The sequence below is a fragment of the Pseudomonas sp. AL03 genome (assembly GCF_029960815.1).
In the GTDB taxonomy this organism is placed as follows: Bacteria; Pseudomonadota; Gammaproteobacteria; order Pseudomonadales; family Pseudomonadaceae; genus Aquipseudomonas.
The window spans coordinates 80,131-105,791 of sequence record NZ_JASBRE010000017.1 but is presented as its reverse complement, the minus strand read 5'-3'; the positions used below and the strand labels follow the sequence as shown (position 1 = coordinate 105,791).

The window sequence follows — 25,661 nt, the reverse complement described above, 5'->3', positions numbered from 1 at the left end:
TAAAGAATGGCTCGTTACATTGGTCCAAAATGCAAACTCGCTCGTCGCGAAGGCACCGATCTCTTTCTGAAGAGCGGCGTGCGCGCGATCGAATCGAAGTGCAACATTGAAGCAGCACCTGGTATCCACGGCCAACGCCGCGGTCGCCAGTCCGATTACGGCACCCAACTGCGTGAAAAGCAGAAGGTCCGTCGTATCTACGGCGTTCTCGAGCGTCAATTCAGCGGCTACTACAAAGAAGCTGCTGGCAAGAAAGGCGCAACCGGCGAAAACCTGTTGCAACTGCTCGAATGCCGTCTTGACAACGTCGTATACCGTATGGGTTTTGGCTCTACTCGTGCCGAATCCCGTCAGCTGGTATCGCACAAATCCGTAAGCGTTAACGGTCAGACCGTAAACGTGCCGTCGTACCAGGTTCGTGCTGGTGACGTGGTCGCGATTCGCGAGAAAGCAAAGAACCAACTTCGCATTGTCCAAGCTCTCGATCTGTGTGCCCAACGTGGCCGCGTAGAATGGGTAGAAGTAGACACTGAGAAGAAGTCGGGCGTTTTCAAGAACGTTCCTGCTCGCAGTGATCTGTCCGCCGACATCAACGAAAGCCTGATTGTCGAGCTCTACTCCAAGTAAGGGCTAGAAAATAGGTGCATCCATGCAGATTTCGGTAAATGAGTTCCTGACACCCCGCCATATTGATGTGCAGGTTGTCAGTCCAACCCGCGCCAAGATCACTCTCGAGCCTCTCGAGCGTGGTTTTGGCCACACCCTGGGCAACGCGCTGCGCCGCATCCTGTTGTCCTCAATGCCCGGCTGCGCAGTAGTCGAGGCCGAGATTGACGGTGTGCTCCATGAGTACAGCGCCATCGAAGGTGTACAGGAAGACGTAATTGAAATCCTGTTGAACCTTAAAGGTCTGGCTATCAAGCTGCACGGCCGTGACGAAGTTACGCTGACCTTGTCGAAGAAGGGTTCGGGGGTGGTTACCGCTGCCGATATTCAGCTGGATCATGATGTCGAGATCGTTAACCCCGATCACGTAATCGCTAACCTGGCGTCTAACGGCGCCCTGAACATGAAGCTCACCGTAGCTCGTGGTCGTGGTTATGAACCGGCAGACTCGCGTCAGAGCGATGAAGACGAAAGCCGCAGCATCGGTCGCTTGCAGCTTGACTCTTCGTTCAGCCCGGTTCGCCGTATCGCATACGTGGTGGAAAACGCCCGTGTCGAACAGCGTACTAACCTGGACAAGCTGGTTATTGATCTGGAAACCAACGGTACCCTGGATCCTGAAGAGGCAATTCGCCGCGCTGCAACCATTCTGCAACAGCAGTTGGCTGCGTTCGTCGACCTCAAAGGTGACAGTGAGCCAGTGGTTGTCGAGCAGGAAGACGAGATCGATCCGATCCTGCTTCGCCCGGTTGACGATCTGGAACTGACTGTACGTTCGGCTAACTGCCTTAAGGCGGAAAACATCTACTACATCGGTGACCTGATTCAGCGTACCGAAGTAGAGCTGTTGAAGACTCCGAACCTTGGCAAGAAATCCTTGACTGAAATCAAGGACGTTCTGGCCTCCCGCGGTCTGTCCCTCGGCATGCGCCTCGACAACTGGCCGCCTGCAAGTCTTAAGAAGGACGACAAGGCGACTGCCTGATCGTCGTAATCACCGAACGTTGTGTTTGGTAAGGAATGAACCATGCGTCATCGTAAAAGTGGTCGTCACCTGAGCCGCACTAGCTCGCACCGCAAGGCCATGTTTCAAAACATGGCAGTGTCGCTGTTCGAGCACGAGCTGATCAAAACTACACTGCCGAAAGCTAAAGAACTGCGTCGCGTTGCTGAGCCGCTGATCACTTTGGCCAAGACAGACAGCCTGGCAAACCGCCGTCTGGTTTTCGACCGTACTCGTTCGAAAGCTATCGTTGGTAAGCTCTTCAACGACCTGGGCAAGCGTTACGCTACCCGTGAGGGTGGCTACCTGCGCATCCTCAAGTGCGGTTTCCGCACTGGCGACAACGCGCCTATGGCGTACGTCGAGTTGGTTGATCGTCCTGCCGGCGGTGAAGCTGTATCCGCTGAGTAAGACGTCAGTCTGAAACGAAGAACCGGGCCTAGTGCCCGGTTTTTTGTGCGCGCTCGAAAAGTATCGAAAGCCTAGGCAATACAGCCTCATTAGTATTTATCTATCGATTCTCACAATTTAATGAATTTGATGGTGTCATGTTGATGGTCAATACTCCCTCTCAGCCGATTAGCCGGCAGTAGGAAAGACAGACAGAGGAAGACATCGCATGAGCCAAAATAAAATACTTACCACCGCCAGTGGCGCTCCTGTCGCTGATAACCAGAATTCCCGCTCCGCCGGCCCTCGTGGTCCGCTGCTGCTCGACGACTTTCACCTGATCGAGAAGCTTGCCCACTTCAACCGTGAAAACATCCCAGAACGTCGCGTACACGCCAACGGCTCGGGTGCTTACGGTACCTTTACCGTGACGCGTGACATCACTGAGTACACCAGCGCCAAGCTGTTTGAATCTATCGGCAAGCAAACTCCAACCTTCCTGCGGTTTTCCACCGTGGGTGGCGAGCGCGGTTCTGCTGATACCGAGCGTGATCCTCGCGGTTTCGCCCTGAAGTTCTACACCGAAGAAGGTAATTGGGACATCGTCGGCAACAACACGCCGGTATTTTTCATCCGCGATCCTTTGAAATTCCCGGACTTTATTCACACCCAAAAACGTCTGCCGCAAAGCAACCTGAAAAGCGCACAAATGATGTGGGACTTCTGGTCGCATTCGCCTGAGGCGCTGCACCAGGTCACCATTCTGTTCTCGGATCGCGGCATTCCTGATGGCTACCGTCACATGCACGGCTTCGGCAGCCACACTTACAGCCTGATCAACGCCAATGGCGAGCGTCACTGGGTGAAGTGGCACTACAAGACCAAACAAGGGATCAAAAACCTGGCACCGGCAGAAGCGGCACGCCTGGCCGGGACCGACCCGGATTATGCACAGCGTGATCTGTTCGGCGCGATCGACCGCGGTGATTTCCCGAAATGGCGCGTGTGCATCCAGATCATGACCGAGGCTCAGGCCGCGGCGCACTACGAGAACCCGTTTGACGTGACCAAGACCTGGTCGCAGAAAGAGTTTCCGCTGATCGAAGTGGGCGAGTTGGAGCTTAATCGCAACCCACAGAATTACTTTGCTGAAGTCGAGCAAGCGGCGTTCGGTCCGAGCAACATGGTCCCGGGTGTTGGTTTGTCGCCTGACCGCATGCTGCAGGGTCGAGTGTTCGCTTACGCCGATGCTCACCGCTACCGTATTGGCACCAACCACCAGCAATTGCCGGTGAACGCACCTCGCAGCCCGGTGAACAGCTATCAGCGCGATGGTTCGATGGCGTTTGGCAGTAATGGTGGTGCGACACCTAACTATGAGCCGAACAGCTACGTTGAGTCGCCGAAACAAGCACCTCGCTATGCAGAGCCAGCGCTGGCCCTGAGCGGCGCAGCTGATCGTTACGATCATCGCGAAGATACCGACTATTACAGCCACGCCGGTGCGCTGTTCCGTCTGATGAGTGATGAGCAGAAAGCCCAGCTGGTCAACAACATTGCCGGCGCCATGGGCGGCGTTTCCGGCGACGTGATTGATCGTCAATTGCAGCATTTCTTCAGGGCCGACCTGGCGTATGGAGAAGCAATTGCAACGGCGTTGGGTGTACAGCTTAACGAAGTCTAAACGAGAAGCAGAACCGCCCTCATTTGGGCGGTTTTTGCGTTATTTAAACCACTTTTCTCAGAATATCTTCGCTTTTGTCGCGCAGGCAGAGTGACCAAACAGTCTGCTTGGTTCAAACTACAGACTTTCAAGCAGGGAGATGTAGGGCGATGCAAGGCCACCCAGACGTAATCGATTACCTCAACACGTTGCTGACCGGCGAGCTGGCGGCGCGTGATCAATATTTCATCCATTCGCGGATGTACGAGGACTGGGGTTTCACCGAGCTCTACGAACGTATCAACCACGAGATGGAAGAAGAGGCGCAGCACGCTGACGCCCTGATGCGCCGGATTCTCATGCTCGAAGGCACTCCGCGCATGCGTCCGGACGACCTGGATGTCGGCACCACAGTGCCTGACATGCTTGCCGGTGACCTGCGTCTGGAATACAAAGTCCGCGCCGCACTCTGCAAGGGCATCGAGCTCTGCGAGCGTCACAAAGACTACGTCAGCCGCGAGATGCTGCGTATTCAGCTGAACGACACCGAAGAAGATCACACCTACTGGCTCGAGAAGCAGCTGGGTCTGATCAAGTTGATAGGCCTGGAGAATTACCTGCAATCGCAGTTCTGATTCCGCCGCCTACAAAAAAGCCCCTGTCACCTATGAAGTGACAGGGGCTTTTTCGTGGGCCTGATTCAGGCTTTGTCGCGAGCCAGCAGCGGCTTGAGGTAGAAGCCCGTGTGAGACTGCTTCATCTCCGATACTTCTTCCGGCGTACCGACGGCAATGATCTGGCCGCCCTTGGAACCGCCTTCCGGCCCAAGGTCCACCAACCAGTCGGCAGTCTTGATAACGTCCAGGTTGTGCTCAATCACCACCACGGTGTTGCCGTGATCGCGCAAGCGGTGCAGCACGTCGAGCAATTGCTGGATATCTGCGAAGTGCAGGCCGGTTGTCGGCTCATCAAGGATATACAGCGTCTTGCCGGTATCGCGTTTGGAGAGTTCGCGAGACAGCTTCACCCGCTGGGCTTCGCCACCCGACAGCGTGGTCGCTGACTGCCCGAGCTTGATGTACGAAAGGCCGACATCCATCAACGTCTGAAGCTTGCGCGCCAGGGCCGGAACCGCATCGAAGAACACTCGCGCCTCCTCGATCGTCATCTCGAGGGTTTCGTGGATGTTCTTGCCCTTGTACTTGATCTCCAGAGTCTCGCGGTTGTAGCGCTTGCTCTTGCAGACGTCGCACGGGACATAGATGTCCGGCAGGAAGTGCATTTCCACCTTGATCAGGCCATCGCCCTGACAAGCTTCGCAACGCCCGCCCTTCACGTTGAAGGAGAAGCGTCCAGGCCCATAACCGCGTGAGCGGGACTCCGGCACTCCGGCGAACAGTTCGCGAATCGGTGTGAACAGCCCGGTGTACGTCGCCGGGTTGGAGCGTGGCGTGCGTCCGATCGGGCTCTGATCGATGTCGACAACCTTATCCAGATGCTCCAGACCTTTGATGCTGTCGTGAGCGGCCGCTTCGAGCGTCGTTGCACCGTTGAGTGCCGTGGCGCTCAAAGGAAACAGCGTGTTGTTGATCAGCGTCGATTTGCCCGAGCCGGACACGCCGGTGACGCAAGTCAGCAGACCAATTGGAATGTCCAGATCGACATTGCGCAAGTTGTTGCCGCGAGCGCCCTTGAGGGACAGCGACAACTTCTTGTTACGGGGCGTGCGTTTGGCCGGAACGGCAATCTTCACCCGCCCCGACAGATATTTGCCGGTCAACGAATCTGGGTGAGCCATGACCTCGGCCGGCGTACCTTCGGCGACGATATGCCCGCCGTGTACACCTGCGCCGGGTCCGATATCCACCACGTAGTCGGCCAGACGAATCGCATCTTCATCGTGTTCGACCACGATCACCGTGTTGCCGATGTCACGCAGGTGCTTGAGCGTGCCGAGCAGGCGATCGTTGTCCCGTTGGTGCAGACCGATGGACGGCTCGTCGAGGATGTACAGAACCCCTACCAGACCCGCGCCGATCTGACTGGCCAGACGAATACGCTGAGCCTCACCGCCGGACAAGGTGTCGGCACTGCGATCCAGCGACAGATAATCGAGGCCAACGTTGACCAGGAACTGCAAGCGCTCGCGGATTTCCTTGAGAATCTTGTCGGCAATTTCGCCGCGACGGCCGGTGAGTTTCAGAAGCCCGAAATACTCGCAAGCGTCGCCGATCGGCAGATTGGTCACCGCCGGCAGCGTCTTCTCGCCAACCCACACATGCCGCGCCTCTCGGCGCAGGCGGGTGCCACGACAATCCGGGCAATGCTGGGTGCTGAGGAACTTGGCCAGCTCTTCGCGCACCGAGGCTGACTCGGTTTCGCGGTAGCGGCGTTCCAGGTTCGGCACGATGCCCTCGAACGGGTGCGAGCGTTTGACGATGTCGCCACGGTCGTTCAGGTATTTGAAGTCGACGTTCTGCGAACCGCTGCCGTGCAGGATGTACTTCTGCTGATCGACTGGCAGATCGTTGAACGGTACTTCCAGGCTGAACTTGTAGTGGGATGCCAGCGACCCGAGCATCTGGAAGTAATAGACGTTGCGCCGGTCCCAGCCGCGAATCGCGCCTTCCGCCAGCGTCAGTTCGCCATTCACCAATCGCTTGATGTCGAAAAATTGCTTAACGCCCAGGCCATCGCAGGTCGGGCAAGCGCCGGCCGGGTTGTTGAAAGAGAACAGCTTGGGTTCCAGCTCGCTGATGGCGTGGCCGCAAATCGGGCAGGCGAAGCGCGCGGAGAAGATAATCTCTTCGCCGGGCTCGTCGTCCATTGGCGCTACCAAAGCGATGCCGTCCGCCAGCCTCAAAGCCGTCTCGAACGACTCGGCCAGGCGCTGTTGCAGGTCGGCGCGGACCTTGAAACGGTCGACCACCACATCGATCGAATGCTTCTTTTGTTTATCCAGCTTCGGCAACTCGTCCAGCTCGCAGAGCCTGCCGTTGACCCGGGCCCGCACAAAACCCTGGGCACGCAGTTCTTCGAAGACCGAGAGGTGTTCGCCTTTACGCTCGCGGATCACCGGGGCCAACAGCATAAGCTTGCTACCCTCCGGTTGAGCCAGGACCAGGTCGACCATCTGGCTAACGGTCTGGGCTTCCAGCGGAATGTCGTGATCCGGGCAGCGCGGAATACCCACGCGAGCGTAAAGCAGGCGCAGGTAGTCGTAGATTTCGGTGATGGTGCCGACCGTCGAACGCGGGTTGTGTGAGGTCGACTTCTGTTCGATGGAAATGGCTGGCGACAAACCTTCGATGGTGTCGACGTCAGGTTTTTCCATCATCGACAGGAACTGCCGGGCGTAGGCCGACAGCGATTCGACGTAACGGCGCTGGCCTTCGGCATACAGCGTGTCGAATGCCAGGGACGATTTGCCGGATCCGGACAGGCCGGTGATGACGATCAGTTTGTCCCGTGGCAGGGTCAGGTCGATGTTCTTCAGGTTGTGGGTTCGGGCCCCACGAATCAGGATCTTGTCCAAAGTGGCCTCGCTCGGCGGGCGTCGAAAACGTAGGAGTATACGGCCAAATACTGGATGGATGCACACTATCAAATAAGCGGGTTGCAGCCTTACGTGAAGACTCTGTCAGCAGAGCGCGTCAAAGCGTCGCGATATACCCCGTCAATCGATGGGACTGGTAGAATCGCCGCCGGTTCACATGAGGTTTTTCCATGCACGATCCCCACAGCGAACGCATGAGTGGCAGCGAGACCCGCGCAGCAAGCGGTCTGGCCCTGGTGTTCGCCTTCCGTATGCTTGGCATGTTCATGGTGTTGCCGGTACTGGCGACCTATGGGATGGATCTGGCAGGAGCGACCCCGGCCCTCATCGGGCTGGCGATTGGCGCTTACGGCCTGACCCAGGCGATCTTTCAGATTCCTTTCGGCTTTATTTCCGACCGCATCGGCCGTCGTCCGGTGATTTACCTGGGGTTGATCATCTTCGCTCTCGGTAGCGTGCTGGCGGCCAATGCCGACTCGATCTGGGGCGTGATCGCCGGACGGATCCTGCAAGGTGCCGGGGCGATTTCCGCGGCGGTGATGGCGTTGCTGTCAGACCTGACCCGCGAACAGCATCGGACCAAAGCCATGGCCATGATCGGCATGACGATTGGTCTGTCATTCGCTGTCGCCATGGTTGTAGGCCCGTTGCTGACCCGCGCCTTCGGCCTGTCCGGGTTGTTCCTCGCCACGGGCGGCATGGCGCTGTTCGGCATCGTGATCGTGATGTTCATGGTGCCGCGAGCCAACGGCCCGTTGCAGCATCGCGAATCCGGCGTCGCGCGCCAGGCGCTGATACCGACACTCAAGCATCCGGACCTGCTGCGTCTGGACTTGGGCATTTTTGTGTTGCACGCGATGTTGATGTCGAGCTTCGTTGCGTTGCCTTTGGCGCTGGTCGAAAAAGCCGGGCTGCCTAAAGAGCAGCACTGGTGGGTGTACCTGACCGCGCTATTGATATCCTTCTTCGCCATGATCCCGTTCATTATCTACGGCGAGAAGAAACGCAAAATGAAACGAGTTTTACTCGGCGCCGTCGTGACGCTGATGCTCACTGAGCTATTCTTCTGGCAGTTCGGCGATAGCTTGCGGGCTCTGGTGGTGGGTACGGTGGTGTTTTTCACTGCGTTCAATCTGCTGGAAGCTTCGTTGCCATCGCTGATCAGCAAGGTTTCACCGGCAGGCGGCAAGGGCACGGCGATGGGGGTTTATTCCACCAGCCAGTTCCTCGGTTCGGCACTGGGCGGCATCCTCGGCGGCTGGTTGTTCCAGCATGGCGGTTTGTCGGTTGTGTTCCTGGGATGCGCCGGTCTGGCTGCCCTCTGGCTGGCCTTTGCTGTTACCATGCGCGAACCTCCCTACGTGACGAGCCTGCGCTTGCCGTTGTCGCCCGAGGCGATCCGCGAAGCGGGTCTGGTCGAGCGCCTGAAGGCCGTCGTAGGGGTAACAGATGCAGTAATCGTCGAAGATGAAGCGGCGATTTACATCAAATTGGACACCGAACTATTGGATCGCACCACCCTTGAACGCCTGGTGAACAACCCGGCCGGGGCAGCGTGCGTAGCCTAGGAGAACGTTATGGCCCGTGGGGTTAACAAAGTCATATTGGTCGGCACTTGCGGCCAGGATCCCGAAGTTCGCTACTTGCCTAACGGTAACGCCGTGACCAACCTGAGTCTGGCGACCAGCGAACAGTGGACCGACAAGCAAACCGGTCAGAAGGTCGAGAAGACCGAATGGCACCGTGTGTCGATGTTCGGCAAGGTTGCCGAAATCGCCGGCGAGTACCTGCGTAAAGGTTCGCAGGTTTACATCGAAGGCAAGCTGCAGACCCGCGAGTGGGAAAAAGACGGTATCAAGCGTTACACCACCGAAATCGTGGTCGACATGCAAGGCACCATGCAACTGCTGGGCGGCCGTCCACAGCAGGGCGACCAACAAGGCGGGGGCAATAACTACCAGCAGTCCGCCCCGGCTCCACGCCAACAGGCTCCGCGTCCTCAGCAGTCGGCACCGCAGCAGTCGCGCCAGGCTCCAGCTCCACAGCAGGCAGCTCCGCAACCGGCTCCGGATTTCGACAGCTTTGATGACGATATTCCATTCTAGGATTCACCCGATCTAAACAAAAAGGCCCGTCGCTAACAGCGCCGGGCCTTTTTTGTGGGCGAAGGATTTGTCAGTCGAGGATCAGATGCGGCAGAAACCGACTTGAATCCTTGGTGATCAAACTGTTGTCTTCCCGCACGCCAATGCCGGCCGCTTGGTCGCCAATCACCCACGAGCCCACCAGCGTGAAGCTGTCGCCAAATTGCGGCAACGGTGCGAATTCCTGAAGGATAAACGGCGCGTCGGTGTAGGGGCCGTCCTCTTTTACGATCAGGCCCTCAGCCGTTTGCAACTCGATGTTGGCGCCTTCCCGCGAGAAGAACGGTTTGCGCACCCAGCCCTTGGGCACCGCTGTGGTCGGATTGGTATCCAGGTGGGCGGCGAGCAGGTTCGGGTGTCCTTTGTTGGACTCCCATAGCAGCGGCAGGATGCCTTTGTTGGAAATGATGGATTTCCACGCGGGCTCGAAAAACTGCGTATCACTCTGGGCAATCGCTGCACCGAAGGGCTCGTGGAAGATGAACTCCCAGGCATGCAGCTTGAACAGGTGAGGAATCCAGCGATCTTCAAGGTCGACGAAACGTCCGTCACTGGTCAGGCCAATGTCTTCGAGATCGATGTGGCGAGATTCAATGCCGACTTTCTCTGCAATCAGACGCAGGTAATCGGTGGTGCCCTTGTCTTCGACCGAGTCTTTCATCGAGGCGAAATAGAAAGGCTGTTTAAGCTGTAGCTGGGCGAAGGCCTGATGCAGTTTGGTGTCAATGCTGTTGAACTGGTCGGCATGCTTGGGCAACAAGCCGCGTCCGATGCATTGCTCCCGCCAGCCCCACTGAAACGCTGCCGCTTCATAGAGGCTGGTCGGCGTGTCGTAGTTGAGTTCCAGCAATTTTGCCGGTCCGGTGCCGTTATACGAGAAGTCCATGCGCCCATAGAGGTGCGGGTGGCCTTCGAGCCATGAAGTCCGAATCATGTCGAAGAACGGCGCAGGAATGCTCAGGCGCTCCAGCAACTCTTCGCTCTGAACCACCCGGGCGACCAGGTCCATGCACATCTCATGAATTTCGGTGGTCGGGTCTTCGAGATCGTTTTCGATCTGCTTGAGCGTGAACTGGTAATACGCGCTCTCGTCCCAATAGGGTTCATCGTCGATGGTGTGGAACAGAAATCCGAGACTGTCGGCGGTCTGTTTCCAGTCATGACGTTCTGCGCAGAGAATCTTTTTCATGGCCCGGTTTCCTTAACTGCTCGAACCGCCGCCGCCCCAGCCACTGCGTGCGCTGGCCTTGCTGCCGAAACCGCCACGGGCGGTGGACGAGGCAACCGACACCGGCTTGCTGGCGGAACGAATCGAATCGGCGTAGTTGCTGCTGCCGTACCTCGCCTGATTGGACTTGGTAAAGGTCGAGCCCTTGGCAATCCGCTGGCTGAGCGTGGAAGACGAGTAACCGCCGCGGTCATCGCGGTAGCGATACACCGGTTGCGAGTAAAAGCTGTTGCGGTTGCTGCTCAGCATGTTGCCGATCAGCAAACCGGTCAGCAGGCTGGTGCCGGAGAATCCGGAGCCACCACTGTTCGCTTCCGAGGCGGGCAGTTGGGCCTTGGCCGCGTCCACTTGGGACTGCGTCACTTCGCCATCGGCGGTCAGTTCGAAACCGCCCAGTTTCGGGATGAACTTGCCGGTGGAATCTTGCTGGCACCAGTCTGCGACAAAGTCCGCGTCGCAATCGGCCTGATTGTCGTAGACCGGCGCAATGCGCCGATGCTCCGTCATGGCAGCCATGTAGGCGTCAGAGCAGACGTCTACCGGGAGTTTTTCATCGGCACATTGCTGGACGGACTGGAAGTTGTACTTCTTCTGCACCGGGTAGGTTTTTTCCGTCGGCCCGCAGCCGGATATCGCCATGGCGACCGAGGCGGCCAGCGACAGTTGAACGTACTTGCTTCGTTTCATCGGGAGCTCCCTGCGCGATCAGTTCGGGGTAGGGGTCATGCAGGCGGCGTTCAACATGCCGACGCTGATGGCCACGGCCGCGACATAGACACCCGCCGCGATTTCACCTTTCTTGATGCGTTCCGACGTGCCTTTCAAGACCAGGCTAGTCACCAGGAACGCCAGCAGTTGCACGACGGCGGCGATCAGCGACCAGACGACAAAGTCAAGCAGGCTGATCGAGTAGGCAATCACATTGCTGGCCGGTATCGCGAAACCGATGAGCGCACCGCCCAAAGCGATTGCGGCCGCGACGTTGCCCGAACGGATCAGTTCAAACTCCTTGTGCGGAGTGATTCGGGTGTAGATGAACTGGAACAGCGCGAACAGCACGGCGGCGCCGAGGATGTACGCAACAAACCCGAACACGGCGGCTTTGTTCAGGGAGATGGAGAGCGCTTCTAGCATGGACTTCTTCCTTATTTAAAAAGTGTTCAGGTCGGTGGTGTACAGCGAAATGCCCCGCGACGTGCTCAGGCTGATGGCGCCTTCGGCATCTTCTTCGACGGAAAACAGCAGGAATTCACGGCGATCGGTCAGGCCGGTTTCGCGCGCGTACAGCATCGAACGGTGTTCAATGCTGTAGGACTCATCCGGGTTTTTCAGGTATTCGCTCAACGCTACCAGTTCTGTCTGGCCATCCTCGGTGCCCCACTCGCGGGTGTATTCGACGCCGTTGTGGGTGTAGGTCGGCAGACCGATAAGGCTTTGCGGGCCGGCCAACCGACTCAACTCCGCCTCGCTGCTGATGGTCACGTAACTGAGGTAGTTGAACAGGATCACCGACTCGACCTGCCCGGCGATGGCGCCGGTGGTGTGCACTTGCAGCCAGTAGTCTTCGTCATTCATGTAATAACGCGACAGCCAGGTCGATTGCCCGAGGTCAACGGTGCCGTTGCTCCAGATCTGCTGGGAGCCGGGAATGATCACGCTGGTTTTTTCGTCGAGCAGCAATTTCAGGGTGGTGTCGAACATCACCCCTTTGCCCAATGCCAGGCCCAGCGGACCGATGGCGGGCGGGGTTTCGTTGGCAGTCCATTTTGAGTCCGGATTCGCATTCGGGGCCTCAAGCCCCATCAACTGTTTAAACCATCCCATTGGAGATTTCCTTGAGGCGAGTGGAGGCGATGTAGAAGAGTTCACCGCCCTCAACGCGAGTGGCGCCGGGCGGGTTGATCGAAGGGTGTCGGGCGCCTTTGGCGCGGTAGCCGATAAGGGTCGCGTTGTGATGCTCTTTCATCTGTGCATACAGATCGCCGAATGTTGCTTCAAAAGCCTCGGGCAGTTTCATCAGGTACTGGGTGGCGCCTTGACCCACGCACAGCAATTCATTGATGACTACTGACGAGCCCGGATCCTGAGAGGCGCGCACCAACATCTCGATGGCCATGCTTGAGGTGCATTCCAGGCTCGGTGCGTAGGAGCTGGCCAGCGCGGCGATTTCACTTTCATTGAAGTGGGCGACCACATGCCCGACCGGTTTGAGCTGATTGACCGCCAGCACGGTGGCCAGGGTCAGGTCGTCGGAGTGGGTTCGCACCAGCACGCGCTCGGCACCGGGAACGCCGGCGCGCACCAGCAGCGCGCCGGAGGACAAGCTTTCACCTTTGATAAAGGCTGCTTTGCCCTGCATCGGGTTTTCTTCAAGGTCGCAATCGCAAATGACGATCAGGTTGTCATTGGAGGTTTCATCCTGAAGCAACAACTCGATGACCCGCTCGCTGGACGATCCCGCCCAGCCGATGAGCACCGTGTGGCCGGTCTTGCCGGTGAAATCACCTTTGCCCTTCATGCTTTTTCTCCATACATCAATGACGCTGCTGGTGGTTTTGCCGATGGCTGCCGTCAGCAGCGCAATGCCCCCGAGCATGACCCAGGTGGCCACGAAAACCCGTCCCTCCGAGGTTTGGGGCGCAAGATCGCCGTAACCGACCGTCAGCGTGGTGGTGAGGTAGAAATAGGTAAATGTGGCGGGGGCGGTGAGGTGTTGTTCGCCCAGAAGCACCAGGCCGAGCCAGGCCGTGCTCAGGTGGATGCCCAAGGCAATCGCCAGTCCCGCCCAGCCGAAACGGTGGAAGAAGGACGAGGCATACACGCGTAATAAAAGAAAAATGGACATGACGTCCCTGACTCCGTGGGATGACTCGTTCCTGGCAATGCGCAGGCCCGAACCCCTGAACGTTCAATAGCCTTTACCCGGCGGCATTAAACCTGTTGCCGGGCGTCGAGAGAAGTACCTTGGCTGCAATAAATCCGGCGAATGCCCCGGCGATATGGCCTTCGAAGGAAACCCCCTGGCGTGGAAGGAAGCCAAACACCAGGCCGCCATACAGCAGAGCGACGACCGCGGCCGTGATCAGGTTACCCCAACTGTGCTGGAACCAGGCGCGCGACAGAATGTACGCCCACAGCCCGAACACCCATCCGCTGGCACCGATGTGCATCCCGGAAAACCCGAACAGCCAGACCAGCAAGCCGCCCAGGCCAATGATGATCGCGCTCACGGCGATGAAGCGATTGAGCCCATCGACAATGACCAACGTGCCGAGGATCAAAAAGGGAATCAGGTTGGCGCTCAGGTGCGCAAAGGACGCGTGCAGAAAAGGCGAGGTAATGATGCCGAGCAGACCGTGCAATGTCCTCGGGACCAGGCCAAATGCAACAAGGCTGTAGCCGGTCGCGGTGTTGAGTACTTGCAGCGCGACCATGAGGATTGCCAGGCCGGCAATTGTCTTGAAACCCTTCAGGGCATCCATCCTTGACCTCTACTCGACAAAAAAAGGAAGGGCAATGAATGCCCTTCCCGTTCAGCTTGCGCCCCGCCCGGTTACTCGGCTGATTTTTTCTTCAGGCGATCCAGGATTGCGTTGGCGCTGCCCGAATCCGGGGTAATGCCGGCTTCGCGCAGCTTGCGCTCCAGATCGGTGCCGGTCGATGCATCGGCCAGTTGATCCTGGGCTTCCAGTTCAGCGGCGCGTTGCTGCTGCTTGGCCTGCAGGCGGTTCAGTGTACCGACGGCGGTTTCCAGCTTGCCGTTGGCGCCGCCACTGGCGATCGAAGCGCTGACCTGGGCTTTCTGTACGCTATCGCGGGCCTTGGCCATGTCCACTTGCTGGCGCAGGCTTTTGATGCGGCTTTCGGCCTTGGTGATGTCTTTGCGCATGTTGTCCGCGTAACCGCCGAATTCGGTGGCCTGCTTTTGCTCGACATCAAGCTCATTGGTCAGGGTCGAAATGGCTTCGGCCACTTCCAACGCCAGGTCTTCGCGGTTGGCCTGGATCGCGGCCATGGCCTTGGATTCGAGGTCCTTGATCTTGGCGTTGTGCTCAGCCACACGATCAGCCGACAGCTTGTGCTTGGCCATGATGGTGACCAACTCACGCTTGGCATTGGCCAGGGCGCTGTCAGCATCGCGGATTTCCTGGTCGAGGATGCGCAGCGCCTGTTGGTCGACGATGGACTCGCCGACTTCGTTGGCACCGCCGCGCAGCGCGGTGAACAATTTGCTCCAGATAGACTGAGTCATTGGATATTTCCTGTTCCCGAATAATTAATTGAAGAAGCGTTCGAAGGCTTCGCTGGCGCGCTGGACGTTGTCGACGAGGGTTTTCACCTCGGTCACGATGTTCGTCAGGCTGGAGTCGGAGCTCAGTGCGCCGAACATGTTGTAGACAACCTGTCCGTTGGGCATCGACTCGATACCGATCGAAGACAGCGGGAACAACTCACGGCTGCGCAGGACGGCATCGTTGAAGGCCGGTACGTCCTTGATCGACTCGACGTCCACCAGCACGGTGTCGACGATGATCTGCTCGCCCACGACTGCGATGTAAATCGGCAGGCCACCGAAGTCGTTCATTTCCAGCTTGATGCTCGACTCGGAACCCTGGACGAGGGAGAGAGTGATGTCGTTCGAAACCACTTCATCAAGGGCCTGAAGGGCGCTGAAGAGGCGATCGATGTTCCAGTTAGTACCTGCGCTCATGTAATTCTCCGACATGAATGAGCCAGCCAGGATCGGTTGGCGTAGCTGTTTCTCCATCTGCTTGAGCAGGCTTCGATTTTCGGGAAGCACCCAAGTCTCGTGTTTCACATAACCGGCGGCACCCAGGCCCGCGCGCATCTGCTTCATGTAGAAACTCGACGGTTTTTTCGCGGACGGTCTCGAGCGCTCTCCCTTGCTGCTCGCTGTATCGGTATCAGGCTCGGCAGGCGGACCTGATGGAGAGCGGCTTTTCATGCTGGTGACTCCGTTGTGATATCTCACGCGTGAGAAACACTACAGTGATTTTTTGCGCCTCTCAATAGCTCACGCGTGAGATTTTTAGCAACCGGAAGCGCAAAGGCCCGCAATGCGAAAACGCGGCGGGCCTTTTGTTTATCGAGTTGTTTCAGGGTGAGGGCGTTAGCGGCTGGCCGCGAGGAATTCGTCGGCGGACACCACACTGGCATAGGCAAAACCCAGGGCCGACATGAACGCCGCGTGGACATGGGCCGCTGGAACTGTGACACCGTTGAATTCCAGGTCGCGAGTGGCACAGGCGTCATGGATCACCGTGACGGTGTAGCCAAGATCGGCGGCGGCGCGGGTGATGCCGTCGACACACATGTGGCTCATGCTGCCGATGACCACCAGGTTTTCGATGCCTTGCTCATCGAGGATGGCTTCCAGTTCGGTTTCGCGGAACGAGTTCACAAAATGCTTGAGCACGACCGGCTCGTCGGCACGGTTGAGGACTTTGGGGTGCAGCTTCGCGCCCTCGGAGCCCGGCGTGAAGAAGGGCGCTTCGTCGGAGGTAAATTCGTGACGGATATGCACCACCGAATCACCCGCATCGCGGAAGGCGTTGATCAACCGTACGGCGTTGTCCGCGGCGGCGTCGGCACCGACCAGCGGCCACTTGCCTTGGGGGAAGTAGTCGTTTTGGATATCGACTACGATGAGTGCTTGCTTGGCCATGACTGTTTCCTCGAAGTGCGTGCTGGGTGTGGAATGAAGTATTGGGTTTAGCAGGCCGTCCGAGGATTGGCCGCACCGACAATAGAAGGGGGAAAACTGACAATGGACGCAGAAAGGGCAATCGCCGAGCTGGGCGTTTTGATCTATCCCGGCGCGCAGATGGCGGCGGTGCATGGGTTGACGGACTTGTTCGGGGTGGCGAACCGGATTGCCAGCGAGCATCAGGCCGCGCAATTGCCATTGCTGCGGATCAGCCATTGGCAGGCCGATGGCGATCAGATGCCCGAGCGGGTCTACGACAGTCATCCCGCTCCTGACGGCGCGTTGGTGGCGGTGTTGATCCCGCCGTCGATTGGCGGTTTTTCCCCTGGCCAGGCACCGCAGGGGTTGATCCGCTGGATGCGCCAGCAACACGCGAATGGCGCGACACTCGGCGGGGTGTGCGTGGGGTCGATTTTGTTGGCCGAAAGCGGCCTGCTCGACGGTCGTAGCGCCACTACCCACTGGACCTCGGCCAACGCTTTCGCCGAGCGTTATCCTGCGATCAAGCTCAAAGCCGACACCCCCATTGTTGACGACGGCGACCTGATCACCACCGCCGGGCTGATGGCCTGGTCCGAACTGGGCTTGCGTCTGGTCAACCGTCTGTTGGGGCCGAGCATCGCCACCAGCACCGCGCGGTTTCTGGTGGTGGAACACAGCGACAGCGCGAGCGAGTGCGGCAGCAACTTTTCACCGATACTCAGCCATGGCGATGCCTCGATTCTCAAGGTCCAGCATTGGCTGCAAAGCACCGGAGCGACCGATGTGTCGCTGACGATGATGGCCGAGCGGGCAGGGCTGGAAGAGCGCACGTTTCTGCGTCGATTTCGCGCGGCAACCGGGCTCAAACCCACCGAATATTGTCAGCACCTGCGGGTCGGCAAGGCTCGGGAAATGCTCGAGTTCACCAACGGCACCATCGATCACATTGCCTGGACGGTGGGTTATCAGGATCCGAGTGCCTTTCGGGCGACGTTCAAGAAAATTACCGGGTTGGCGCCGAGTGATTACCGGACACGGTTCGGGGTGGGAGCGAGTCAGGGGTGAGTTCCAGTCGTGCAAAATGCCGGAGTTCAAACCCTTGTCGTGCAGAATCAAACAGGCACGGTGCCATCATGTTTTTCGCAACTGGCTGACTTGAAAGCCGTTTGTCTTCGTCCCCCCTTGGCCTGATCTCTGCACCCCTTCAACTACATTCATCAAGTGCAGATTGAAGGGGGACGCATGACCCCAGCAAATCGCAAGAAACTAGTGGTCGCCCATTCCGTGCGCCCCGAGGCTCCGTTGCATGAAGTGGAAACCAATCGCGCACTGGCGCGTTGGCTGGCGCAGATTCTGGGGCTTAAATACGGTGGCAGTTACGACCCCGGACTGCACAACGGTCGAGACCTTTATCTATTGCCGACCCAGACACTTGTTGGCGCCGCTGCCGCCCGGCAATTAGGGGTCAAAGGGCCGGAGGATTTGTGGGGCGGTTACGTCGACCATGACTTCATCTGCACCAAAGCCATCAGTCACGGGTTATGCAACAAAAATGCTCACGCTCCGGAAGGCTGGTCACCGTTGTTTTCCGAACGTGTGCGCAGCGTGGTGCTCGATGGCCTCAGCGTCTTTTCCCTGGAGGATGCGCGCCCTGCGGCAGAGCATCTGCTCTACAGCGGCCCGATCCGCATCAAGCCTATTCATGCCTGCGCCGGACGCGGTCAGGAAGTGATCAAAAGCCTCGACCAGTTCGATGCCATCCTCGCCAGATCCGACGCCGAAACGCTGTTCACCGAAGGCGTGGTGCTGGAACAGGACCTGGACCAAGTGATCACCCACAGCGTCGGTCAGACCTTTATCGGCGACAAGGTGCTGAGTTATTGCGGTGATCAGTACTTGACCAAAGACGGTCAGGGCGAGCAGGTTTATGGAGGCTCCAACCTGCTGGTGGTGCAGGGGTATTACGACGATTTGCTCGAACTGGACCTGCCGGACGATGTGCGGCTGGCGATCCGGCAGGCGCAAGTGTTCGACAGCGCCGCGGATGAGGCTTATCCCGGTTTCTACGCCTCGCGGCGCAACTACGACATCGCCCAAGGTGTGGACAGTAGCGGCAAACAGCGCAGTGGTGTGCTCGAGCAGTCCTGGCGGATGGGCGGTGCCAGCAGTGCCGAAGTCGCCGCCTTGCAGAGCTTCGTCAACGACCCCGGGATGCGCGCGATTCGCGTGTCTTCGGTCGAGACCTACATCGACCAGCCGCTGCCGACGGACGCCATCGAGGTGTATCGCGGGCCGGCGCAAAACAGTGACTTTCTTCTCAAGTACGTAACGGTTAAATCCTATGACGGCTAGAAGCGAAACCATTCAAATCGACATCGACGATGAACAGATGATCGGAACTTTTCTCAGCCCCAAATCAAAAGTCCCCGGCGTGCTCTTTGTGCACGGCTGGGGCGGCAGTCAGGAGCGGGACCTGGAACGGGCCAAAGGCATCGCCGGTTTGGGTTGCGTGTGCCTGACGTTCGACTTGCGCGGGCACACCGGCGGGACGGGTATTGCGCTGAGTCGAGTGACGCGCGAAGACAACCTGCGCGACCTGCTGGCGGCGTATGACCGCTTGCTCGCGCACCCAGCGCTCGATACATCGGCGATTGCCGTGGTCGGTACCAGTTATGGCGGTTATCTGGCCTCGATCCTGACGTCATTGCGTCCGGTGCGCTGGCTGGCGCTGCGGGTACCGGCGCTGTATCGCGATGATCAATGGCACACGCCCAAGCGTGACCTGGATAAGCTCGATTTACGTGATTACCGCCGCACGTTAGTCCGCGCCGACAACAATCGTGCGCTGCATGCCTGTTCGCAGTTCACCGGGGATGTGCTGCTGGTTGAATCAGAGACTGATGACTATGTACCCCACGCCACCATCATGAGTTACCGCGCGGCCTGCCAGCAGACTCACTCGTTGACCCACCGGATTATCGACGGAGCCGACCACGCCTTGAGCGAACCTGTTTCGCAACAGGCGTACACCTCGATCCTGGTGGGCTGGATCACCGAAATGGTGGTGGGCGAGCGGTTGAGCATTATTCAGTCATCGTAAAAACATCGGCTGTTAATGCCTCGGTTTCTTCTCGATCCGCAATGACTTGGCCTTGGCTTCCACGATCAGATACATCACCAGGGTAATCAGAAGCGGCAGGATGAAATAGATCGCCCGATAAGCCAGCAATCCGCCCACTAGGCTCCCTCGGGACGCTTCATGTTGCAGCAGCGCCACGAACACCGCTTCAAGCACGCCGAGCCCGGCGGGAATGTGCGTGATGACCCCGGCAATCGCGCTGATCAGCAACACCCCAAGCACCAGCGGATAATCCAGCTTGCTCGGTAGCAAGGTGAAAATCACCGCCGCCATCAGCGACCAATTCAGCGCCCCGAGGGCCAGTTGCAGCACCGCCATGCGCAGGGACGGCAGGTTGATTTCCACCCCGCGTATCGACCATTCCCGGCGCTTGGAAAACTGACACGCCGCCAGATAACCCGCGCTCACCAGCAACAACAACACGCCCACACCTTGCAATGCGCCTGTGCTCAGCTTCCAGCCTGGTGGCATTCGCACCAGTCCGCTGCTGAACACCGCACCGGCAATCACCATGTAACCGAACCAGTTGGTCGCCAGGCTCAACCCGAGAATTTTGGCGATGTTGCCCTTGCTCACCCCGAGGCGCGAATACAGGCGATAACGCATGGCAATGCCACCGACCCAGGCACTCAGGTTGAGGTTGAAGGCATAGCTGATAATCCCCACGGGCAGGATCTGCTTCCACGTCAGGTCCTGGCGAATATAAGTACGACCAATCAGATCGAAACAGGCGTAGACCAGAAAACTCACCAGGGTCAGACCGGCCGCGATGATCAGCGTGCGTACCTTGAAATCGGCCAGGGTGTCGAACACCTCGTTCCATTCGATGCGCTGGGCGAGCAGCGTAATCAGCACAATCAGCGCCAGGAAAAACAGCATCGTCAGCGGCCGTTTCCAGCGGCTCCAGCGAGATTTTCTCGGGCTGTCGGCGTGGGCCGTCGGGTGTGCGTCAGCGCGGTTCATGGTGGTCGCTCCCGGCCGGATGGATGAACGGCTTCAGGCGCGGTTTATGCGCCGGCAGCCAACCGGCCCAGGCTGGGAAATGCCGCAAAAAGTGAAACACCAGAAAGCCGACGGTCATGTGCCAGATCCGTCCGCGCGGGGTTTTGTCGGCGGACATGGCCTTGCAATGGTTGTTACTCAGGTCTTCGAGGAGTTTGAACAGGTCGCGGTTGAAGGCGCGATCGCGGATCAACACATTGGCTTCCAGGTTCATCGACAGACTCAATGGGTCGAGGTTGCTCGAACCGACCGTGCTCCAATCCTCATCCACCAGCGCGACCTTGCCGTGCAGCGGACGGTCGCAATATTCGTAAATCTGCACGCCGGATTTGAGCAGGTAGTCATAGGTCATGCGCGCGGCGAGTTTGGCCACCAGCATATCGGGCTGACCTTGCAGGATCAGCCGCACATCGACGCCACGGCGCGCCGCGTCGCGGATCTCGCGCAGCAGGCGATAGCCCGGAAAGAAGTAGGCGTTGGCGATCACGACTCGGCGCTGGGCACTGCGCAGCACCTGGCGGTAAACCTCTTCGATGTCGCTCCGATGCTCGCCGTTGTCGCGGTACACCAGGCGAACCTGGCCGTCATGATCGCTGAACGCCAGTTCCGAGCGCCGTTGCCTGCGCCGTTGCCACCAGTATTTGGCGCGAGCCGGGCGACCGCTTTGCAGCAGGGCGAAGTGATGAATGTCGGCCACCGCCGGGCCTTGTACTTCAACGGAGTAATCCTGTTTGGCCTCAGGGCCGAAGTCAGCCAAATGGTCGGCGGAAAAGTTGATGCCGCCGATGAACGCAATCGTGCCGTCGACCACCACTATCTTGCGGTGCAGGCGGCGGAACCAGTTGGTGCGGATGCCCAGATGTTTGGGCGCCGGGTCGAAAATCTGGATGCGTGCACCGGCCTCGCTGAGGGCGGCGAGGAACCCGGTGCTCAGCTCGCCACAGCCAAAGCCGTCGAGGCTGACGGTAATCCGCACGCCGCGTTGAGCCGCCTCGATCAGGATCTGTTGCAGTTCATTACCCACCTTGTCCTCAAACAGGATGAAGGTTTCCAGCAGGATTTCAGTTTTCGCCTGACGCAGGACCTCGAACACCCGGGGGAAGTACGCTTCGCCGTTCTCCAGCAGCTCTACACGGTTGTTGCCTTGCCAGCCATATTCGACGTTGACCGCGCCCGGTTCGCGGATCGGCGGGGTTGTGGGTAAGTGTTCCACATTGGTTTTGTCCAGCGATGGGCTGCTCATACCTCGATCTCCACCGATAGCGGTGCGTGGTCTGATAGGTGTGACCAGGGCCGCGCGGCCAGCACTTGCGGATGACTGGCCTTGAGGTTGCGCACGTAGATGCGGTCAAGACGCAACGCTGGCAATCGCGCTGGAAAACTGCGCGCCGGTTTGCCGTGGAGTTCGGCGAAAACCTCCCGTAAACCCCAGGGTGTGAGCAGTGCGTCGGCACGCTGGCGCCAGTCGTTGAAGTCACCGGCAACGATCACCGGGGCATCGCTCGACAGTTCTTCGAGGCGCTGGGCCAGCAACTTGAGTTGTTCGGTCCGGTGGGTTTCGCGAAGGCCCAAGTGCACGCAAATGGCATGCACTTCCTGGCCGTCACCTGGCAGGCGCAGCACGCAATGCAGGATGCCGCGGCTCTCGTGACCGCTGATGGACACGTCGAGGTTGTCGTGGCGAATGATCTGGAACTTCGACAGCAACGCATTGCCGTGATCGCCCGCCGGATAGACCGCATTGCGTCCATAGGCGAACTGCGGCCACAGGGTGTCGGCGAGGAATTCGTATTGCGGCATCGGCGGCCAATTGCTGTAGCGCTGGGGATGGTGCTCGTGGGTGCCGTGAACCTCCTGCAAAAACACCACGTCGGCGGACACACTGCGCACCGCTTCACGCAACTCGGGGAGGATGAAGCGCCGGTTGAGGGCGGTGAAACCCTTGTGAGTGTTGACCGTCAGCACGGTGAAGCGGCGCACGGCGGTGATGATTTGTTGCTGTTCGTCGGTGGTGCCGACCGGTTCGGAAATGCTCATGACAGCACTCCTTCGGCGGCCAGTTCACCGGGACGGGTGGCGAGGTCTTTATCCAGATGAAAGCGCTCCAGCAAGCGGCGGGAATCGAATGGCGCACGGACTTTGATGTCGTTGTCGAAATAGCAAAACACCGCGCGGGACTTGCGCGCTTTGGGCCATTGACCGGCGGTGTCGGCGATAACCAGCGCAGCATTGCGGCATTTGAGCAGGCGGACGAATGCTGGGTCGACGAAGCTCTCGTTCCTGATTTCCACGGCATGGCGCAAAGGCTTTTCCCCGTAGGCCTTCATGCTGGCGCGACCGTTCAGGCGCGAATCGTGTTGATGGGCGAGGGCGGCGGCTTCTTCGGTGTGGTGGGGCAACTGCTCCAGAAAGGTTTCGAACAACTCGGCATCGAATTTGAAACTGGGTGGGGATTGCCGGAGGATCGGACCGAGTTTTTCCTTGAACTCCAGCACCCTTGAGGCGAAGAAATTCGCCAAGGGTTTATGGATGTCTCGCAGTCGCCTGATGTGAGTAATGAAGCGCGGGGCGTTGACGCTGAAGACGAAGCCCGCCGGGGTTTCTGTGTACCACTGGGCGTAGCGTTCAGGCCGTTGCAGGGCGTAAAACGATCCATTGATTTCAATGCTGTTCACCGCCCGTGAGGCGAATTGCAATTCGCGCTTGTGAGTCAGCCCCTTCGGGTAGAAATCCCCCCGCCAGGGCGTGTAGCGCCAGCCTGAAAAACCGATGTGAATCGCCGCCATATCGCCTCCCGTCTAATGGTCTTCGGACTGCCCCTGTCTTTTGATGACTGCGGGGCGTGCGAGAAAGTTTCGACGGGAGTACGGATGGTTAAAGTCTCTGTTAGTGTCCGGCGATCACTCGGGCCGTGCCTAACGTGGGAACGATCGGAACTTGCCTACAATCTCCCGATCAGTTCCTTACAGACCCTTTTGCAGGAGCGCCGCGTTTGTTCAAGTTCAAGACCGCGATACTACTGGGGGCGTTGTCGATTCTGGGCAGCAACGAGCTGGAGGCTGCCACACTACCGGGTGTGCCGGCGGCGGCCACCGCCGCGACACCACTGGCCCACCCCGAACCGCTGGTACAGGGTGGTTTGCTGGGTGCCATCAGTTCGAGCATTGATCAAGTCCAGGGAAAGCTCGATCTCAACGAGGACCTACTCGACGCCTGGCGCCTGCGTGCAGACCGGGCGGCGGTTGAGGTGGATAAACTGGTCAATCATCCATCGGCCCGTTCAAGCTGGAGCGTGGCGGGGGATTTCCTGCTGTTGTCCTGTGTGTGGATTGGCGTCTTTGCGCTGCTCTGGCTGCTGGGAGGGCTGCTCGCCACACGTCTGTGCCAGAACCGCGTGCTACTCACTCGCGAGCGCGGTCAGGCGTTACTCGGTTATGTGTTGCCCTACACGGTTCCGGCGGTGGTCAGCCTGCCGCTGACACTCTACGTCAGCCACTTCTTGCAAGTGTCCGCCGGCCGGGCGCTGGCATTGTGTTTCGCTTATGCCACCAGCAGCGGCATTTTCGCCGCGTCGTTGCTGTTGTCGCTGGTGGTGCTGTTCAACGCCGGTCATAAGCGCCGGGCGGTGCAGATTATTCGTCAGCACAGCCCACGACCGCTCTTTTTGATGGGCTTCCTCGTGGCCCTGAGCGACGGCTTGACCAGTCCGCAGATCGCCCGCCTGCTCGGCGGCAATCTCACCAGCAGTGTCGCGGTGTTCACCGGGGTGGCGGCCTCGGTCATCTTTGGCTTTTTGGTGATCAAAATGCGCCGTCCGGTCGCCCATCTGATCCGCATTTTGCCGTTGGCCCAGCGCCTCAGTCAGCCGGCCTTGCGTGAAATGCTGCGGATCTTTTCCGGGCTCTGGTACTGGCCGATTCTGTTGATGGTGCTGGTGTCAGTGATCAACCTGATCGGCATTGGCGACGACAACCAGAAAGTGCTGCGTTGTGCGCTGTTTACCACAGTGTTGCTGATTGCGACGGTGTTTCTCAGCACGTCGCTGCATCACCTGTTCAAGTCGCGCAGTGAGTTGGCCGTGCGCCGCAGCAGTGCCTACAAAGAGCGCTTTCTGAGCCTTTCGCACGCGTTGCTGCGGATCGCCCTGGCGATTGTGTTCATTGATGTCCTGGGGCGCATCTGGGGCGTGTCGCTGTTCGAGTTTGCGGTGAGCAATTCGGTTGGCCGGGCGATCAGCGATTCCCTGAGCCGTATCGGTTTAATTTTCCTGGTGACCTGGATGGGCTGGGTGGTGTTGGACACGGCGATTCAGGAGGCCCTGAAACCACCCGTTAACAAGCGCTCGGCGCGCCAACCCAGTACCCGAACCAAAACCATCCTGCCACTGCTGCGCAACGCGATCAAAATCATCCTGGTGGTGATCTGCGCCATCACCACCATGGCCAACCTCGGAATCAACGTTGCACCCTTTTTGGCCGGTGCCGGTGTCGTGGGGCTGGCCATCGGTTTCGGTTCCCAGCAACTGGTGCAGGACGTGATCACCGGGTTGTTCATCATCATCGAGGACACGTTGTCGATTGGCGATTGGGTGGTGCTCGATTCTGGCCACGCCGGCACCGTCGAAGGCCTGACCATCCGCACCTTGCGCCTGCGCGACGGCAAGGGGTTTGTGCACTCGGTGCCATTCGGTCAGATCAAGGCTGTGACCAATCAATCGCGGCAATTCGCCTATGCGTTCTTTTCGGTGCAATTCACTTACGACACCGATGTCGACAAGGCTATCGAGTTGATCCGCGAGGCCGGCGATTCCATCCGCGACGATGCGTTCCTCAAGTACAACCTGCAAGGGCCGCTGGATGTGTTTGGTGTCGACAAGATGGACCTCAACGGTGTGGTGCTGACGGCACAGTTCCGCACGGTGTCGGGCGGGCAATACGCCGTGAGTCGGGCGTTCAACCAACGTTTGAAAAAGCTTGTGGATAACAGCCCGTGGGTGCATTTCGCGCAGACTTATCCACAGCAGGTTTTGATGTCCAGGCAGGCTGCTGAGCTGCCGCAAAGCGATGGGCTTGCATCGCAGCATTCATCGGTGTTGCTGCCGGATCAACCGCGCACTCAATGATTTGTGTTGGGGCTGATGGCCTCATCGCGAGCAAGCTC

Annotated in this window: 25 protein-coding genes; 11 read left to right on the top strand and 14 right to left on the bottom strand. The window is 58.8% G+C overall.

Features of this window, described 5'->3' with window-relative positions; genetic code table 11:
• Positions 1-6: 6 nt before the first annotated feature.
• The 5 genes from rpsD to bfr all read left to right on the top strand — a co-directional run bounded on the left by rpsD (position 7) and on the right by bfr (position 4,357).
• Positions 7-627 (top strand): 30S ribosomal protein S4, encoded by a 621-nt coding sequence (gene rpsD / locus QK293_RS17585; RefSeq protein WP_003210056.1) that lies wholly within the window; start codon positions 7-9, stop codon positions 625-627.
• A 22-nt stretch (positions 628-649) separates the two neighbouring features.
• Entirely contained in the window at positions 650-1,651 is a 1,002-nt protein-coding gene (gene rpoA, locus QK293_RS17580; RefSeq protein ID WP_003186012.1) for a DNA-directed RNA polymerase subunit alpha, read from the top strand.
• A gap of 42 nt (positions 1,652-1,693) precedes the next feature.
• Positions 1,694-2,080: a 50S ribosomal protein L17 gene (gene rplQ, locus QK293_RS17575; RefSeq protein ID WP_131062043.1), complete on the top strand. Its 387-nt coding sequence runs from the start codon at positions 1,694-1,696 to the stop codon at positions 2,078-2,080.
• A gap of 208 nt (positions 2,081-2,288) precedes the next feature.
• The gene (locus QK293_RS17570) at positions 2,289-3,743 is read left to right on the top strand and encodes a catalase (RefSeq protein ID WP_282379283.1); all 1,455 of its coding nucleotides are present in this window, start codon (positions 2,289-2,291) and stop codon (positions 3,741-3,743) included.
• Between the two features lie 149 nt (positions 3,744-3,892).
• On the top strand, positions 3,893-4,357 hold the full coding sequence (gene bfr / locus QK293_RS17565) for a bacterioferritin (RefSeq protein WP_282379281.1): 465 nt from the start codon (positions 3,893-3,895) through the stop codon (positions 4,355-4,357).
• Positions 4,358-4,422: 65 nt separating this feature from the next.
• Here bfr and uvrA read toward each other — a convergent pair whose 3' ends face one another.
• Positions 4,423-7,257, bottom strand: coding sequence for an excinuclease ABC subunit UvrA (gene uvrA, locus QK293_RS17560; protein WP_282379279.1), 2,835 nt, complete (start codon positions 7,255-7,257; stop codon positions 4,423-4,425).
• A 191-nt stretch (positions 7,258-7,448) separates the two neighbouring features.
• Here uvrA and QK293_RS17555 point away from each other — a divergent pair, with 191 nt between their 5' ends.
• Together QK293_RS17555 and QK293_RS17550 are read left to right on the top strand one after the other, a co-directional pair.
• Entirely contained in the window at positions 7,449-8,846 is a 1,398-nt protein-coding gene (locus QK293_RS17555) for an MFS transporter (RefSeq protein WP_282379277.1), read from the top strand.
• A gap of 9 nt (positions 8,847-8,855) precedes the next feature.
• Positions 8,856-9,383, top strand: a complete 528-nt coding sequence (locus QK293_RS17550; protein ID WP_016969466.1) for a single-stranded DNA-binding protein — start codon at positions 8,856-8,858, stop codon at positions 9,381-9,383.
• Between the two features lie 70 nt (positions 9,384-9,453).
• On the opposite strand, the gene QK293_RS17545 is transcribed toward QK293_RS17550, so the two are convergent.
• The 9 genes from QK293_RS17545 to QK293_RS17505 all read right to left on the bottom strand — a co-directional run bounded on the left by QK293_RS17545 (position 9,454) and on the right by QK293_RS17505 (position 16,336).
• A complete protein-coding gene (locus QK293_RS17545; RefSeq protein ID WP_282379268.1) occupies positions 9,454-10,611 on the bottom strand; it encodes a glutathionylspermidine synthase family protein in 1,158 nt (385 codons plus the stop codon).
• Between the two features lie 12 nt (positions 10,612-10,623).
• A complete protein-coding gene (locus QK293_RS17540) occupies positions 10,624-11,337 on the bottom strand; it encodes a DUF1190 domain-containing protein (RefSeq protein WP_282379266.1) in 714 nt (237 codons plus the stop codon).
• An 18-nt stretch (positions 11,338-11,355) separates the two neighbouring features.
• The gene (locus QK293_RS17535; protein ID WP_131062034.1) at positions 11,356-11,784 is read right to left on the bottom strand and encodes a DUF350 domain-containing protein; all 429 of its coding nucleotides are present in this window, start codon (positions 11,782-11,784) and stop codon (positions 11,356-11,358) included.
• Positions 11,785-11,799: 15 nt separating this feature from the next.
• A complete protein-coding gene (locus QK293_RS17530; protein WP_282379263.1) occupies positions 11,800-12,474 on the bottom strand; it encodes a DUF2491 family protein in 675 nt (224 codons plus the stop codon).
• Positions 12,461-13,495: an ion channel gene (locus QK293_RS17525; RefSeq protein WP_282379261.1), complete on the bottom strand. Its 1,035-nt coding sequence runs from the start codon at positions 13,493-13,495 to the stop codon at positions 12,461-12,463. Before QK293_RS17525 ends, QK293_RS17530 begins: the two co-directional genes overlap by 14 nt.
• A 73-nt stretch (positions 13,496-13,568) precedes the next feature.
• Positions 13,569-14,132, bottom strand: coding sequence for a rhomboid family intramembrane serine protease (locus QK293_RS17520; protein ID WP_282379258.1), 564 nt, complete (start codon positions 14,130-14,132; stop codon positions 13,569-13,571).
• Positions 14,133-14,203: 71 nt separating this feature from the next.
• Positions 14,204-14,902 (bottom strand): PspA/IM30 family protein, encoded by a 699-nt coding sequence (locus QK293_RS17515; protein ID WP_282379256.1) that lies wholly within the window; start codon positions 14,900-14,902, stop codon positions 14,204-14,206.
• Positions 14,903-14,926: 24 nt separating this feature from the next.
• Positions 14,927-15,508, bottom strand: a complete 582-nt coding sequence (locus tag QK293_RS17510; RefSeq protein ID WP_282379254.1) for a YjfI family protein — start codon at positions 15,506-15,508, stop codon at positions 14,927-14,929.
• 273 nt (positions 15,509-15,781) lie between these two features.
• On the bottom strand, positions 15,782-16,336 hold the full coding sequence (locus QK293_RS17505; protein WP_282379252.1) for a cysteine hydrolase family protein: 555 nt from the start codon (positions 16,334-16,336) through the stop codon (positions 15,782-15,784).
• 102 nt (positions 16,337-16,438) lie between these two features.
• On the opposite strand from QK293_RS17505, the gene QK293_RS17500 reads away from it, so the two are divergent.
• The 3 genes from QK293_RS17500 (at position 16,439) to QK293_RS17490 (ending at position 19,460) form a co-directional block, all read left to right on the top strand.
• Entirely contained in the window at positions 16,439-17,425 is a 987-nt protein-coding gene (locus QK293_RS17500; RefSeq protein ID WP_282379250.1) for a GlxA family transcriptional regulator, read from the top strand.
• 177 nt (positions 17,426-17,602) lie between these two features.
• On the top strand, positions 17,603-18,712 hold the full coding sequence (locus QK293_RS17495) for a DUF3182 family protein (protein ID WP_282379248.1): 1,110 nt from the start codon (positions 17,603-17,605) through the stop codon (positions 18,710-18,712).
• A complete protein-coding gene (locus QK293_RS17490; protein ID WP_282379246.1) occupies positions 18,702-19,460 on the top strand; it encodes an alpha/beta fold hydrolase in 759 nt (252 codons plus the stop codon). Before QK293_RS17495 ends, QK293_RS17490 begins: the two co-directional genes overlap by 11 nt.
• Positions 19,461-19,472: 12 nt before the next feature.
• Here the strand turns inward: QK293_RS17490 and QK293_RS17485 are convergent, their stop codons facing one another.
• The 4 genes from QK293_RS17485 to QK293_RS17470 are packed head-to-tail and all read right to left on the bottom strand — an operon-like array spanning position 19,473 to position 23,287.
• Entirely contained in the window at positions 19,473-20,462 is a 990-nt protein-coding gene (locus QK293_RS17485) for a lysylphosphatidylglycerol synthase domain-containing protein (protein ID WP_282379244.1), read from the bottom strand.
• Complete coding sequence (gene clsB / locus QK293_RS17480) at positions 20,449-21,744, bottom strand: cardiolipin synthase ClsB (protein ID WP_282379242.1); 1,296 nt, start codon at positions 21,742-21,744, stop codon at positions 20,449-20,451. Before clsB ends, QK293_RS17485 begins: the two co-directional genes overlap by 14 nt.
• Positions 21,741-22,538, bottom strand: coding sequence for an endonuclease/exonuclease/phosphatase family protein (locus QK293_RS17475; RefSeq protein ID WP_282379238.1), 798 nt, complete (start codon positions 22,536-22,538; stop codon positions 21,741-21,743). Before QK293_RS17475 ends, clsB begins: the two co-directional genes overlap by 4 nt.
• On the bottom strand, positions 22,535-23,287 hold the full coding sequence (locus tag QK293_RS17470; RefSeq protein WP_282379236.1) for a DUF72 domain-containing protein: 753 nt from the start codon (positions 23,285-23,287) through the stop codon (positions 22,535-22,537). The genes QK293_RS17475 and QK293_RS17470 overlap by 4 nt, the downstream gene beginning before the upstream one ends.
• Before the next feature lie 206 nt (positions 23,288-23,493).
• On the opposite strand from QK293_RS17470, the gene QK293_RS17465 reads away from it, so the two are divergent.
• The gene (locus QK293_RS17465) at positions 23,494-25,623 is read left to right on the top strand and encodes a mechanosensitive ion channel domain-containing protein (RefSeq protein ID WP_282379234.1); all 2,130 of its coding nucleotides are present in this window, start codon (positions 23,494-23,496) and stop codon (positions 25,621-25,623) included.
• Positions 25,624-25,661: the final 38 nt, after the last annotated feature.

Bases quoted from the DNA above. Each gene is read 5' to 3' on its own strand.
- rpsD (WP_003210056.1), top strand. From the start codon at position 7: ATGGCTCGTTACATTGGTCCAAAATGCAAACTCGCTCGTCGCGAAGGC.
- rpoA (WP_003186012.1), top strand. From the start codon at position 650: ATGCAGATTTCGGTAAATGAGTTCCTGACACCCCGCCATATTGATGTG.
- rplQ (WP_131062043.1), top strand. From the start codon at position 1,694: ATGCGTCATCGTAAAAGTGGTCGTCACCTGAGCCGCACTAGCTCGCAC.
- QK293_RS17570 (WP_282379283.1), top strand. From the start codon at position 2,289: ATGAGCCAAAATAAAATACTTACCACCGCCAGTGGCGCTCCTGTCGCT.
- bfr (WP_282379281.1), top strand. From the start codon at position 3,893: ATGCAAGGCCACCCAGACGTAATCGATTACCTCAACACGTTGCTGACC.
- QK293_RS17555 (WP_282379277.1), top strand. From the start codon at position 7,449: ATGCACGATCCCCACAGCGAACGCATGAGTGGCAGCGAGACCCGCGCA.
- QK293_RS17550 (WP_016969466.1), top strand. From the start codon at position 8,856: ATGGCCCGTGGGGTTAACAAAGTCATATTGGTCGGCACTTGCGGCCAG.
- QK293_RS17545 (WP_282379268.1), bottom strand. From the start codon at position 10,611: ATGAAAAAGATTCTCTGCGCAGAACGTCATGACTGGAAACAGACCGCC.
- QK293_RS17540 (WP_282379266.1), bottom strand. From the start codon at position 11,337: ATGAAACGAAGCAAGTACGTTCAACTGTCGCTGGCCGCCTCGGTCGCC.
- QK293_RS17535 (WP_131062034.1), bottom strand. From the start codon at position 11,784: ATGCTAGAAGCGCTCTCCATCTCCCTGAACAAAGCCGCCGTGTTCGGG.
- QK293_RS17530 (WP_282379263.1), bottom strand. From the start codon at position 12,474: ATGGGATGGTTTAAACAGTTGATGGGGCTTGAGGCCCCGAATGCGAAT.
- QK293_RS17525 (WP_282379261.1), bottom strand. From the start codon at position 13,495: ATGTCCATTTTTCTTTTATTACGCGTGTATGCCTCGTCCTTCTTCCAC.
- QK293_RS17520 (WP_282379258.1), bottom strand. From the start codon at position 14,132: ATGGATGCCCTGAAGGGTTTCAAGACAATTGCCGGCCTGGCAATCCTC.
- QK293_RS17515 (WP_282379256.1), bottom strand. From the start codon at position 14,902: ATGACTCAGTCTATCTGGAGCAAATTGTTCACCGCGCTGCGCGGCGGT.
- QK293_RS17510 (WP_282379254.1), bottom strand. From the start codon at position 15,508: ATGAAGCAGATGCGCGCGGGCCTGGGTGCCGCCGGTTATGTGAAACAC.
- QK293_RS17505 (WP_282379252.1), bottom strand. From the start codon at position 16,336: ATGGCCAAGCAAGCACTCATCGTAGTCGATATCCAAAACGACTACTTC.
- QK293_RS17500 (WP_282379250.1), top strand. From the start codon at position 16,439: ATGGACGCAGAAAGGGCAATCGCCGAGCTGGGCGTTTTGATCTATCCC.
- QK293_RS17495 (WP_282379248.1), top strand. From the start codon at position 17,603: ATGACCCCAGCAAATCGCAAGAAACTAGTGGTCGCCCATTCCGTGCGC.
- QK293_RS17490 (WP_282379246.1), top strand. From the start codon at position 18,702: ATGACGGCTAGAAGCGAAACCATTCAAATCGACATCGACGATGAACAG.
- QK293_RS17485 (WP_282379244.1), bottom strand. From the start codon at position 20,462: ATGAACCGCGCTGACGCACACCCGACGGCCCACGCCGACAGCCCGAGA.
- clsB (WP_282379242.1), bottom strand. From the start codon at position 21,744: ATGAGCAGCCCATCGCTGGACAAAACCAATGTGGAACACTTACCCACA.
- QK293_RS17475 (WP_282379238.1), bottom strand. From the start codon at position 22,538: ATGAGCATTTCCGAACCGGTCGGCACCACCGACGAACAGCAACAAATC.
- QK293_RS17470 (WP_282379236.1), bottom strand. From the start codon at position 23,287: ATGGCGGCGATTCACATCGGTTTTTCAGGCTGGCGCTACACGCCCTGG.